The organism is Azospirillum sp. UENF 111221 (assembly GCF_058780625.1).
In genome coordinates, this window is sequence record NZ_JBSNCH010000004.1 from 280,726 (window position 1) to 292,808 (window position 12,083).

At 69.2% G+C, this 12,083-nt stretch carries 9 protein-coding genes; 5 read left to right on the forward strand and 4 right to left on the reverse strand.

The window, feature by feature from the left end; translation table 11 throughout:
- Positions 1-113 precede the first annotated feature (113 nt).
- The 4 genes from ACWPN3_RS13295 (at position 114) to ACWPN3_RS13310 (ending at position 5,723) form a co-directional block, all read left to right on the forward strand.
- The gene (locus ACWPN3_RS13295; protein WP_492261506.1) at positions 114-2,279 is read left to right on the forward strand and encodes a lytic transglycosylase domain-containing protein; all 2,166 of its coding nucleotides are present in this window, start codon (positions 114-116) and stop codon (positions 2,277-2,279) included.
- An 80-nt stretch (positions 2,280-2,359) separates the two neighbouring features.
- Positions 2,360-2,896 carry a molybdenum cofactor biosynthesis protein B gene (moaB, locus tag ACWPN3_RS13300; RefSeq protein ID WP_109451865.1) on the forward strand — a complete coding sequence of 179 codons (537 nt, stop codon included), beginning with the start codon at positions 2,360-2,362 and terminating at the stop codon, positions 2,894-2,896.
- Positions 2,893-3,909 carry an aminoglycoside phosphotransferase family protein gene (locus tag ACWPN3_RS13305; protein ID WP_492261475.1) on the forward strand — a complete coding sequence of 339 codons (1,017 nt, stop codon included), beginning with the start codon at positions 2,893-2,895 and terminating at the stop codon, positions 3,907-3,909. The genes moaB and ACWPN3_RS13305 overlap by 4 nt, the downstream gene beginning before the upstream one ends.
- 92 nt (positions 3,910-4,001) lie before the next feature.
- Positions 4,002-5,723, forward strand: coding sequence for a tetratricopeptide repeat protein (locus tag ACWPN3_RS13310; protein WP_492239595.1), 1,722 nt, complete (start codon positions 4,002-4,004; stop codon positions 5,721-5,723).
- 42 nt (positions 5,724-5,765) lie between these two features.
- Here ACWPN3_RS13310 and ACWPN3_RS13315 read toward each other — a convergent pair whose 3' ends face one another.
- Positions 5,766-6,170: a bacteriohemerythrin gene (locus ACWPN3_RS13315; RefSeq protein WP_492239594.1), complete on the reverse strand. Its 405-nt coding sequence runs from the start codon at positions 6,168-6,170 to the stop codon at positions 5,766-5,768.
- Positions 6,171-6,379: 209 nt separating this feature from the next.
- Between ACWPN3_RS13315 and ACWPN3_RS13320 the strand changes: the two genes are divergently transcribed.
- Positions 6,380-7,132 (forward strand): Fic family protein, encoded by a 753-nt coding sequence (locus ACWPN3_RS13320; RefSeq protein WP_109451872.1) that lies wholly within the window; start codon positions 6,380-6,382, stop codon positions 7,130-7,132.
- Here the strand turns inward: ACWPN3_RS13320 and ACWPN3_RS13325 are convergent.
- The 3 genes from ACWPN3_RS13325 to ACWPN3_RS13335 all read right to left on the reverse strand — a co-directional run bounded on the left by ACWPN3_RS13325 (position 7,129) and on the right by ACWPN3_RS13335 (position 12,081).
- Positions 7,129-8,784 carry a CocE/NonD family hydrolase gene (locus tag ACWPN3_RS13325; protein ID WP_492239593.1) on the reverse strand — a complete coding sequence of 552 codons (1,656 nt, stop codon included), beginning with the start codon at positions 8,782-8,784 and terminating at the stop codon, positions 7,129-7,131. The two genes, ACWPN3_RS13320 and ACWPN3_RS13325, sit on opposite strands and share 4 nt — an antisense overlap.
- 324 nt (positions 8,785-9,108) lie before the next feature.
- Positions 9,109-10,818: an adenine deaminase gene (gene ade, locus ACWPN3_RS13330; RefSeq protein ID WP_492261476.1), complete on the reverse strand. Its 1,710-nt coding sequence runs from the start codon at positions 10,816-10,818 to the stop codon at positions 9,109-9,111.
- Positions 10,819-10,884: 66 nt separating this feature from the next.
- Positions 10,885-12,081 (reverse strand): GNAT family N-acetyltransferase, encoded by a 1,197-nt coding sequence (locus tag ACWPN3_RS13335; RefSeq protein ID WP_492239590.1) that lies wholly within the window; start codon positions 12,079-12,081, stop codon positions 10,885-10,887.
- Positions 12,082-12,083: the final 2 nt, after the last annotated feature.

A 12,083-nucleotide genomic window follows, 5' to 3' on the forward strand; every position in this document is an offset into this window, starting at 1 on the left:
GCGCCGGCGTGATGTATCCCGAAGCCATGCTCCGGATATTTTGCAGTGCAGCATACCGGGTCGCGAGCGCGGCCCCGCTGCGGCGGAACCTTCTGGGGGTGCTGGGTCTCACGGTGGCTTACACCCTGGGACCCGACGGTGCGGTCGGGTTCCGGCCCGCTTGCGCCGCCCTCATCATCCACGCGCCGGACGGTCACGCCGTCGTCCCGCCCGGCGGGGATTCCGTGCCTGACCCCGCCAGCCCCGTTTTCGCCGACACGCCAATCGATCCGGCGCCGGTCGATCCCGCGATGGGGCTCCCCGAAACCGCCACCCCCGATTCCTCCGCTGCCAATTCCGCGGCATCCGGCAACCCGGCCGACGGTCCGTCGCCGTCCGCGGTCGTGGACGATACCCCCGCCTCCGCCGGCGCGCCGCTGCTGCTGGCGGTCGACGAGACGGCCCGCGCCGTCCAGCTGGACGAGGAGGATGCTGCCCGCTACCGCCGCATCTTCGCTGCCCAGGAACGGGCGGAGTGGGATGCCGCAGATGCCGAGATGGCGAAGCTGAAGGACCGCCGGCTGATCGGCTATGTCTTGCGCCAGCGCTATCTCCACCCCGACCGCCGCGCCGGCTACGAGGAACTCGCCCGCTGGATGCAGGATTACGGCGACCTCGCCGGGGCGGAGCGCGTCTACACTCTGGCCCAGAAACGCCAGCCCGCCGGCCAGCGGGCGCCGAAGCCGCCGCGCGGCGAAGAACGCGTCCGCCTCGTCGGGTCGCTGGAGCGGCTGGGCGGCCTGCGCACCGTTGCCAGCAACGAGGAGGACGAGGACGACAGCGTCACCGTCGCCCCGCGCAGCCGCACCGTGTCCCGGGCCCGCAGCGACCGTGCGGCGGTGGCGCGGGTGGAAGAGCTGCTGCGCTCCGGCCGCACCAACAGCGCGCTGAGCCTGCTGGGCCAGGACGAGTTCGGTGGCAAGCTCGACACCGTTCAGTATGACGCCGCCCGCGCCCGCATCGCGGCGTCCCTCTATTATGCCGGCGAGACGGCCCAGGCACTGACGCTTGCCTCGGCCAGCGCCGCGCGGTCGGGCGACATGCTGCCGGAGGCGCATTGGATCGCCGGTCTGGCCGCCTGGCGGCTGAAGCAGACCGACCGTGCCGCCCGCCATTTCACCGGCATGGCCGCCGCCGGCCCACGCAATCCCTGGAAGGCCGCCGCGGCCGATTACTGGGCTGCCCGCGCGCTGGCCCGCAAGCCCGGCAAGGAAAAAGAGGCGGCGGAGCATCTGGCCGCCGCCGCCCGCTACCCCCACACCTTCTATGGCCTGATCGCCCTGCAGGCGTTGGGCAGTCTGGGCGACGTGCGCTGGCAGGCTCCGGATCTGACCGGGCGGCAGCTGGCGGCGGTAGCGGCCAAGCCGGCGGGATCCCGCGCCATCGCCCTGCTCCAGGCCGGTCAGCGCGAACTGGCGGGGCTGGAGCTGCAACGTATCGACCCGCAGGGCGAGCCGCTGATCGAACAGGCAATGGTCGCGCTGACCGACCGCGCCGGGGTGGCCTCGCTGGCGCTGCGGCTCGGCAATGCGGTGGCCGGTCCGGACGGCGCCCCCTATGCCGCCGCACTCTACCCGCTGCCCCATTGGACGCCGCGCGACGGCTTCGCGGTCGACCGCGCGCTGGTCTTCGCGGTGATGCGGCAGGAATCGCGCTTCGACCCGCGGCTGGTCAGTTCCGCCGGAGCGACGGGGCTGATGCAGATCCTGCCCAGCACCGCCCAGCATGTGCGGGAGCGCAACGCCGACATCGGCAGCGACGACGCCAACCGCGACGCCCTGTTCGACCCGTCCCGCAACATGGAGCTTGGCCAGCGCTACCTTTCGGAACTGCTGGGCATGCCGGAGATCGACGGCAACATGTTCCTGGCGACGGCCGCCTACAATGCCGGGCCGGGCACGCTGGCGCGCTGGCGGCGGGATCTGAGCGACATCACCGATCCGCTGCTGTTCATCGAAAGCCTTTCCTTCGGCGAGACGCGCGACTATGTGGAGAAGGTGATGGCGAACTTCTGGATCTACCAGCTTCGGCTGGGCCAGGAGACCGCCTCGCTCACCGCCGTCGCCGACGGGAAATGGCCGGCCTATGTTCCCATGGACGGTCGTCCACCCCAGGTCGCCTCCCGTCCCGATCCGCAGCCTGCGGCGAAGGCGCCCCCCGGCTGCCGGCCTGCCTGTCGCGGCGGCAGCGGACCCGGTGGAAACGGCGCCAGTGACGGTGCCGGTGGAAACGGTTGCTGAGCGGGGAGAGGCCAGCCCGATACCCTGACCGCCGGCGCCCATGTCGGGCTCCGGACCGACATGAGGACACGCCTGCCGCCATGCCGAAGATCGACGAGAGCCGCCACTTCCTTCCCGTGAACATCGCCGTGGTGACGGTGTCCGACACCCGCAGCGCCGCCGACGACCGCTCCGGCGATGCGCTGGCGGAGCGGATCGCCGGGGCCGGCCACCGGGTCGCCGCCCGCACCATCGTCCGGGACGACATCGCCGCGATCCGCGCCCAGGTGCAGTCCTTCATCGCCGATCCGCAGATCGACGTGGTCCTGACCACCGGCGGCACCGGCGTCACCGGCCGCGATGTGACGCCCGAGGCGGTCGAGGCGCTGTACGAGAAGGCGATCCCCGGCTTCGGCGAGCTGTTCCGCTATCTCAGCTATGCCAAGGTCGGCACCTCCACCATCCAGAGCCGGGCGACCGGCGGCGTCGCCAACGGCACCTACATCTTCGCCCTGCCCGGCTCGCCCAGCGCCTGCCGCGACGCCTGGGACGACATCCTGGTCTGGCAGCTCGACAACCGCCATCGCCCCTGCAATCTGGTGGAGCTGATGCCCCGCCTGCGCGAGCACATGGCGTGAGCGAACCCCTGGGCTTTTCGATGGAGGCGCTGCACGCCGCCCTGATCCGGCTGCCGCGCCTCGCCGATCTCTCCCCCGACGCGCTGGAGCCGATGCCGTTGAAGGGCGTCGCCCATGACCATGTCCGCCTGCGCGGCCGGCGTCTGGTCGCCCGCATCCCGCGCTGGAGCCAGCTTGGCCTCGATGCCTGGACGGCGCTGGACCGGCAGGCCGCCGCCTTCCGGCGGGCGGAGATGTCGGGCCACGCCCCGCGCTTCGTCGGCCTGCTGCCGCCCGGAGAGGGGCTGCCGCTGGGCGCCCTGGTGGTGGGCGAGGTTGAGGGGCGCACGCCCGTCCTGCCCGGCGACATGCCGGCCATCGCCCGCGCGCTGGCGGCTTTGCACCGCATGGCACCGCCGGACTTCTACGAACCGCTGCCCGCCCCGCCCGATCCGGTCGCCGCTTTGCTGGCCCAGGTCGAACGGCAGGCGGCATGGTTCGACAATGCCCCCCTGTCGACCGAGGCCCGCGTCCTGATCGCGGAGGAGCTTGCCGCCGCCCGTGTCGGCGACCTCCTGCCGCCGCCCGAAACGCCGATGCCGCTGACCGCCGTCGGAGTGGACGTGCATCCCGGCAACTTCCTGGTCGACGACCACGGCAAGGCGTGGTTCACCGACCTGGAGAAGCTGCAATACGGCCATCCGGCCAGCGACCTTGCCCATGCCAGCCTCTACACCTCGACCAGATGGGACCCGGCGGTGAATGCGGAACTGGCCGCGGAAGACATCGACACCTTCGTCGCGGCCTGGGCAATGGCGGTGCCGGGCGACCTCGCCGACGAGGTGCTGCCCTGGCTGAAGGCACTGCGCCGGCTGACCTGGCTGCGTACCCTGTCCTGGATGGCACGCTGGTCGGTGGAGGGCGCCAGACTGTCGCCGGGCATGCCGGAAGACTTGCGAGCGCATATGGACGCCCACGCCACCGACATTCTGCGACCGGAACGGATCGAGCAGGTGCGGCGGGACTGGCGTTAGCAGGTGCGAAAAGGGGACGCGTGCGAAAGTCTCTTGCCCGTGCCCTGCCGAAGATGATGGGATACCGACTCGGAAAACGAGGTGACGAGAGCATGACGAGGTTCCGACGCCGGTTGCTGCCGGTTTCCCTGGCCATCCTGATGTCCGGGACCACCCTGACGCCCGTCCTTGCCGCCGGCCCCGGTGCGGGCCAGGGACAAGGTGCGGATGGCGGTGGATCGGCCACCGGCAGCTATCTGGCCGGCCGCTATGCCCAGCACCAAGACGATTGGACCGCGGCGGCACGCTTCACCGCCCAGGCGCTGGCCGCCGACCCGGACGACCCCGCCCTGCTGAGCCGCACCTTCCTGCTGCGGCTGGGCGAGGGGCGGATCGAAGCGGCGATCGACCATGCCAACCGGCTGCTCAGCGACCAGGGCGAGCCGCAGATGGCACTGACCCTGCTGGCCGCCGATGCGCTGGCCAGGGGCAAGCTGGACGAGGCCGACAGCTATGCCGCCCGGCTGCCGTCCGAGGGGCTCGGCCGCTTCCTGACGCCGCTGACCCGTGCGTGGCTGGTGACTGCCCGCGGCAAGACGGACGAGGCGCTGGCGGCCCTGCAGCCGCTGTCCGACGTCAAGGGCTTCGAGGCGCTTTACAACCTGCATGCCGCGCTGATCCTCGATCTTGCCGGCCGCAACGACGAAGCGGCGGCCCGCTATGCCAAGGTGACGGATACCGACGCGCCGCTGCGGGTGGTGCAGATCGTCGGCAACTTCATGACTCGCACCGGCCGCAAGGACGAGGCGCGCAAGCTCTATCAGACCTTCCAGGGCAACAACCCCGACGGGCTGCTGGTGGAGCCGGCGCTGGCCGCCATGGCGAACGCGCCGTCGGAAGCCCGCCCGGTCCCCGATGCCCGGTCCGGTCTGGCGGAAGCGCTGTTCGACCTGGGCAGTGCGCTGCACCACGAGAATGCCGACGAGCCGGCCCTGCTGTTCGGCCGCATCGCCCTGCATCTGCGCGATGATCTCGCCCTGGCCCATCTGCTGATCGGCGACATCACCGCCTCGCGCGACCATCACGAGGAGGCGTTGGCCGCCTACAAGCGGCTGGAGACGGATCCGCTGCTGGGCTGGACCGCCCGCATGCGCGAGGCCGACAGCCTCGCCCGCATGGACCGCAACGACGAGGCCATCGCGATCCTCAAGGATCTCTCCGCCGAACGGCCGGAGCGCACCGACGCGATTACCCGGCTCGGCGACATCTACCGCTACTCCAAGCGCTACGCCGAGGCGATCCCCGCCTACACCACGGCGCTGGAGCGGATCGGCACCCCGCAGGAACGGCATTGGCCGCTGCTCTACGCCCGCGCGATGTGCTTCGAGAAGACCAAGCAGTGGCAGCAGGCCGAAGCCGACCTGCAAACCGCGCTGAAGCTGCGACCGGACGAGCCGTCGCTGCTCAACTTCCTCGGCTACAGTTGGATCGACCGCGGCGAGAATCTGCCCAAGGCCAGGGCGATGGTGGAGCGCGCGGTGGAACTGCGCCCGCGCGACGGCTACATCGTCGACAGCCTGGGCTGGGCGCTCTACACGCTTGGCGATTACGAAGCGGCGGTCGCCAAGCTGGAACGCGCGGTCGAACTGAAGCCGGGCGATCCGACCATCAACGACCATCTCGGCGATGCCTATTGGCGCGCCGGCCGCCGGAACGAGGCCCGCTTCCAGTGGATGCGCGCGCTGCGCAGCGCCGACGAGGAAACCGACAAGGGAGCCATCCAGGCCAAGCTCGACAAGGGCATGCCCGACCAGAAAGCCGCTGCGAAGCAGTGAAAAGCCCCCTATCTCCTTCGGGGGAGAGGGAATTGCCCCGCCTTATGCAAGTCCCCCCACATAGGGCTTGTACTGGCTGTCGGTCTGCTGGATGTGCTCCACGAACCAGTCCTTGAGCAGCAGGATCAGGTCCACGCGCAGCATGGTGGGGTTGTCGCCCTCGAAGTCGCGGGCCAGCTTCTCCACCTCGTCGGCGAAATAGCGGTGGGCGGCGAGGTGGCCGTCCAGGTCGGGATAGCCGCAGCGCACCATCATCGCCTCCTCCCGTGCGAAATGGACGGCGACATAGTCGCGGAGGCTGGCGAGCAGGCTGGACAGCTCCTCGCGGTTGGCGGGTGTGATGCCGCTTTCCAGCAGGCCGTTGAACAGGTCGAGGAGCCGCCGATGCTCGTCGTCGAGCACGGGCACGCCGACGCTCATGGATTGGTCCCAGACGACATAGCTCATCGCAGCGATCTCCCCCCTCGCATCCCGCAATTGCAGGTGCATCCCGCGGAATCAAGCGGTTGCGGCCGGCCATGGCAGGGTTGTGGACATCTTGACAGGGATCCTGAAAACCGGCAACCGTGCCAGTCCAAGCGGCAAATCCCCGCAGGGGGCGCGGCAAGATGCGCGGTGCGCCACCCCCCTCCCCTGCCAAAGCGACAGAGTGACCGATGGCCCTGCTCGACGAGATCGCGGAGAAGAAACGGGCGCTGGACGCCGCACGCCCCCTGCCGCAGGAGGTCGTCCACGGCATCGCCGACCGGTTCGAACTCGATTTGACCGCCACCGCAGCGGCGCTGGAGGATTATCCGCTCAAACGCGCCGACGTTAAGGCCATTCTGGAGCGCGGCAGCGTCCTGCGCCACCGCGCGGTGGAGGAACAGCGATTTGTCCTGAACCACCGCGCCGCCCTGGAGTTGATGGCACGGCTGTCCTTCGAGCCGTCGGGGGCGGTCACCGAGCGCACCGTCACCGCCTTTCACAATGTGCTCTATCGCGGGATCGACGACGACGCCGGCAAATACCGCAATGCGGCACCCAAGGACGACCCGGCGGAAACCGCACCGGATCCGGCCAAGCTGCGCGTGTCGATGTCGGCACTGTCGACCTGGATGCGCAAGTCCGATGCCGGCCCCGACACCGCCTTCGAGGCGCATCACCGGCTGAGCGCCATCCGTCCCTTCGATGCCGGCAACCGGGCGACCGCACTGCTCCTGTGCAACCTGATCCTGAACCGTGCCGGCTATCCGCCGGTGGTGATCGGCACCGACGACCGCAGCCTCTATCTGGACCTTGTCGAGCGGGCCTGGTCGGTCGGCGACAAGACACCCTTCCGCGACCTGATGCTGCGTTTCCTGTCGCAGAGCCTCGACTTCTGCCTGGAGGCCGCCGGCCAGGACACAGCCGGGGACGAGATGCCTTAAGCGGACAGCCCGGCAGGCAAGCGCAGGCGCGACGGCCGGTCGGGACCGCTGTGGATCAGCACTGTGATCGGCAACGCATCGACCCGGCGGGTCTCGCCCGGTTCCGCCCCGGTGCCAGGATTGACCGGATAGGCCGGGAAGCAGGATCCGGCAAGGCTGAGGCGCAAGGCCGATCCCGGCGCCAGGGTGGCGCAGGTCGCCCGCATGGCCACGGTCAGCGGCCGGGTCGGGTCGCCCGGTTCCACCCGGGCATGGCCCTGGGTCAGCGGCAGAACCTGACCGTCGGGGCGCACCACCGACAGCACGGCGCTGACGTCGAAGGACGGAGCATCGGCCTCCACCCACACCTCCAGCGCCACCCGCCCGGCCAGTGTCAACGGTTCGTCCAGCGGCAGGCTGGTGTAGGTGGCGACATCCGGACGGCGGTCCACGGCGGCGCGGTCGGGGCGGCCGCAAGCGTCCGGCACCGCATGGCCGCCCACCGTCGGCACCGGCGTGCGCGGATCGTGGACCACCACGTCGAGTGCCTCCATTTCGGGCATCTCCAACTCCAGCCGACCGCCCTGCCGGTTGGCGAGGCCGTCGCTGGACAGATGCAGGACAGCCTCGGCCGCCGGAAGGTCGGACAGGTCGTGCCAGCGTCCCGCTTCCACGTCATGCAGGCGGACCGGACCGCCGCGGTCGGCCGCCTCTCCCTTCAGCACCCGTTCAAACCAGGCAAGCTGCAGCATGTCGAGAGACGGAGCCTGTCCAGGTGCCGCGGCCGGTCCGTCAGCGCCCCAGGGGCCGACCACCAGCCGCACCGGCGCCCGCCCGCGTGCCTTGAGACGGTCATGGGCATCCAGCATGCCGGCCAGCCGCGGATCGTACCAGCCGCCGATCTGCAGGACCGCCACATCGGTCGGCATGGCGTCCTGCATGGCCTTGGGCGACAGCGCGGCCCAGGCCGGGCCGGGCACCGGGTTGGTCAGCCAGTCGTCGTAATGGGTGTAGCGGGCATAGTCGCGCAGGGCCTGCGGCCGTGACGGGATCTCATCGTCGATCGGCAGGCTGCGCGCCGCATCCGACAGCACGCGGTGGCCGGTGCCGTCCTCGACCCGCTTTGCCGCGTCGGCGGCGGTGCGCAGGGCCCAGCTCATGGCGTCTGCCAGCCGGAAGGCCCCGCCCTCGTAAGCCCAGTCAGAGAACACGTCCCAGCCGGCGAAGGCCGGCGCCACCGCCCGCAGGGCCGCGGGCGCCTCTGCCAGTGCCAGCCACTGCGCCATGCCGGCATAGCCGCAGCCATACATCGCCACCGCCCCTGACGATCCCGGCAGGGACGCTGCCCAGGCAATGGCGTCGGCCCCGTCCTCCCGTTCCGCCTCGAAGGGTCGGAACCGGCCGTCGGACGTGCCGCAGCCGCGCATATCCTGCACCACCACGACATAGCCGCGCGCCGCGTACCAGCGCGGGTGGGCGTAATGGCTGGTCAAGGCAACACGACGGCCGCAGGGAACCCGCATCAGCAGGACCGGCCAGGTCCCCGCGGCATCGGGCCGGTAAAGGTCGGCGTCCAGCCTGACGCCGTCCCGCGTCCGCATCGACACGGTTTCCGGCGGCCGGACCGGCAGCAGGCTGTGCAACGGGTGGATCATCGGGGCCAGATGGGTCATGGCGGGTCGGGCTCGCTCGATGACTGACAACGAAGTATGTGTTGTCGTGGCAAAGCTCGTGCCAGAGCGCCGCCACCAAATTGTATAAACCTTTCGGCCGTTTCCCGCCGGAATGACGGCCCCTCTCCGCTTGTGCGAGAGGGATTGGAGTGAGGGAGGTGGCAACCGATAGGCCGATGGAAACCCTGTATTTGCGCGCCCTCACCCCGCCCCTCTCCCACAAGCGGAGAGGGCGTCCGTCAGATGGGCAGGCTCCCGACTTCCGTACCGACCATCTCCGCCCAACCTTCAGCCCTTTGCCGATTTCCTGGGCAAACCGCCTGCTCAGGCGGCAATCAGCTCGAACCGGTCGACATCGACCATACCGCGGTCGGTGATCTTCAGGTGCGGAATGACCGGCAGCGGCAGGAAGGCCAGTTGCAGGAAGGGCTCGGCCAGCGGGCAACCCATGGCGCGGACGGCGGCGCGCAGGGACCGCAGCCTCACCTCCACCGTCTCGAACGGCTCCAGGCTCATGAGCCCGGCCAGCGGCAGGGCCAGTTCGCCGACCACCTGTCCGTTGCGCACGGCGACGAAGCCGCCCTGAAGCTCGATCAGCCGGTTGACCGCGACGCGCATGTCGGCATCGCTGGCACCGACCACGCAGATGTTGTGGCTATCATGGCCGACAGACGACGCCAGCGCCCCCTCCGCGATGCCGAAGCCCTGGACGAAACCGCGGCCGATGTTGCGGTTGCTGCCATGGCGGGCGAAAACGCAGATCTTCAGCAAGTCGCGCGACGGATCGGCCACCATCCGGCCGCCCACCACCGGCACCTCGACCCGGCGGTGTTCGGTCAGGATCCTGCCCGGCTCCAGCCCGATCACCGATTGGACCGACCCGCCGGCCGGCACGACGAAATCCTCGTCCGTCACCGGCTCCAGCTTCACCGAAGCGAGCCCCACCGGCGTCACCGCCGGCCGGCCGTCGAAGCTGTGTGGTCCGACGATCTTGCCGTTGCGGATGACCCGGTTGACGGCGCAGTCCTCCAGATCGTCGAGCAGGACGAGGTCGGCGCGATGGCCCGGCGCCACCAGCCCGCGGTCATAGAGGCGGAAGCCGCGCGCCGCCGACCAGGTGGCGGCGCGATAGACATGGGCGACCGGCGCACCGAGGCGGATGGCGCTGCGGATCAGGTGATCCATGTGCCCCTCTTCCGCGATGTCCAGAGGGTTGCGGTCATCGGTGCAGAAGCCGAGGAAAGGGGAGGTCTCCGGCGTGATCACCTCGGCCAGGGCATGGACGTCCTTCGACACCGACCCGTCGCGGATCAGGACCTGCATGCCCTTGCGCAGCTTCTCCATCGCCTCATCCGCACTGGTCGTCTCGTGGCAGTTGCGGATGCCGCAGGAGAGATAGGCGTTCAGTTCCTTTCCCGACACCAGCGGGGCGTGGCCGTCGATGTGGCGCCCGTCGAAGGCGGCCAGTTTGTCGAGCACCCCGTCCACCTTGTGGAAGACGCCGGGGAAGTTCATGAACTCCGCCAGCCCAAGCACGCGGGGATGGTCCATGTGGCGGATCAGGTCCGGCGCCTCCAGCCGGGCGCCCGACGTTTCCAGCTCCGTCGCCGGCACGCAGGAGGACAGTTGCACGAACAGGTCGAGCGCAGTGCCGCCTGCACTGTCGAGGAAATAGCGCAGCCCCTGCTCACCCAACACATTGCAGATCTCGTGCGGGTCGCAGATGGCGGTGGTGGTGCCGCGCGGCAGGACGCAGCGGTCGAACTCCTGCGGGGTGACGCAGGTGGACTCGCAATGGACATGGGTGTCGATGAAGCCGGGAACCACGGTCAGCCCACGCCCGTCGATCTCCTCCACCCCATCATAGGACTCGTAGGTGCCGACGATGACCTCGCCACAGACGGCGATGTCGCCCTCCGCGATCTCGCCGGTCACGACATTGAGAAAGCGCGTGTTCTTGATGACCAGATCGGCCTTCGCCTCGCCCAGCGCCTGCCCGATGCGCGTCTTAAGATCGTCGCGGCTTACCGTCATGTCCCACCCCGCCAGTCTTCCATTCAAAGAGGCAAGGTGGCCCGCCTCACCATGCCGTGCAAGCGTCTATCGGCCATCCCGCTGCCGGTAAGGGGAGTGGGCCTTCGCCTCCGCGAATTTGGCGAGAGCCTTTGCGTTGTACAGCTCCAGCCCTTCCGCGACCGCGCCGCGCATGTTGGTGTGCAGGAACCAGTGGCAGGCATGAGTCAGAACCGGCAGGAAACCGCGTTCAAGTTTGTGCGGACCGCCGCGCCCGCCATTCACCCGGCTGAGACCATGGGCAATCGCCTGTTCGATGCTGCGGTAATAGCAGGTTTCGAAATGAACGAAGCGCGCTTCCTCTCTCGCCCCCCAGGTCCGGACATAGAGGCAGTCGTCCCCTTCCACCGACATCAAGCCACCGATCGCAACGCCGCCTGATTCGGCAAAGGTCAGCGTCACGGCGTCGCCCAGGGCCGCGCAGAGCCGCAGAAGGAAATCCATGGTCAGTGCCTGACGTTTCCCCCGGCGGAGATGAAGGTCGCTCAGCAAGTCCAGAAAAATCGCGACATCGGCCTCTGCGATCCGGCTGCCCGGCACCTCGCGGAACCGCACCCCGCTCGCCACGATTTTGCGGCGCTCCCACATCATCACTCTGCGCCGGCGGCTCGACAGGGCGGCGGCGAAATCGGCGAAGTCACGATATCCCTCGTTCCGCCACTCGTAATCGACGGCATGGCGGGTCAACCATCCCGCCGCCTCGAAACAGGCCCGGTCCTTTTCGTCGGGAAAACCGACATGGATGGACGACAGTCCATGCATGTGGGCCAGCGACCGCAGGGCGTCGATCAGCGCATCAACTGTGCCGGACGGTGCCCCCTTCCGCAGGAGGATGCGCGGCCCAGTCACCGGCGTGTAGGGAATCTCCATGACTAGCTTCGGGAAATAGCGCCCACCCGAAGCCTGATAGCCGTCGACCCAAGCCCGATCCGGCCAGAATTCGTCCGTGGAACGGTCGCGCAGATAGAGGGGAGCCACGCAAACCAGCCGGCCAGATGCCTCCCGCACAATCATATGCGCTGGACGCCAGCCAATGTCCGGGCCAGCCAGGCCGCTTTCTTCCAGCACACTCAGATAGGCATGGCTCACGAACGGTCCCTTGCCGGCGGCGCAGGCATCCCACTCCAGCGGATCGACCCCGGAAATTCCGAACACAACCGCGACCGACAACGGAACATCGTTCCGGTCGCCGTCCTGCGCCGCCGGTCCCTGTATCACAGACATGT

What these genes read in the sequence shown, in the direction of transcription:
- moaB (WP_109451865.1), top strand. Translation starts at nt 2,360, where the DNA reads ATGCCGAAGATCGACGAGAGCCGCCACTTCCTTCCCGTGAACATCGCC.
- ACWPN3_RS13310 (WP_492239595.1), top strand. Translation starts at nt 4,002, where the DNA reads ATGACGAGGTTCCGACGCCGGTTGCTGCCGGTTTCCCTGGCCATCCTG.
- ACWPN3_RS13315 (WP_492239594.1), bottom strand. Translation starts at nt 6,170, where the DNA reads ATGAGCTATGTCGTCTGGGACCAATCCATGAGCGTCGGCGTGCCCGTG.
- ACWPN3_RS13320 (WP_109451872.1), top strand. Translation starts at nt 6,380, where the DNA reads ATGGCCCTGCTCGACGAGATCGCGGAGAAGAAACGGGCGCTGGACGCC.
- ACWPN3_RS13325 (WP_492239593.1), bottom strand. Translation starts at nt 8,784, where the DNA reads ATGACCCATCTGGCCCCGATGATCCACCCGTTGCACAGCCTGCTGCCG.
- ade (WP_492261476.1), bottom strand. Translation starts at nt 10,818, where the DNA reads ATGACGGTAAGCCGCGACGATCTTAAGACGCGCATCGGGCAGGCGCTG.
- ACWPN3_RS13335 (WP_492239590.1), bottom strand. Translation starts at nt 12,081, where the DNA reads ATGTCTGTGATACAGGGACCGGCGGCGCAGGACGGCGACCGGAACGAT.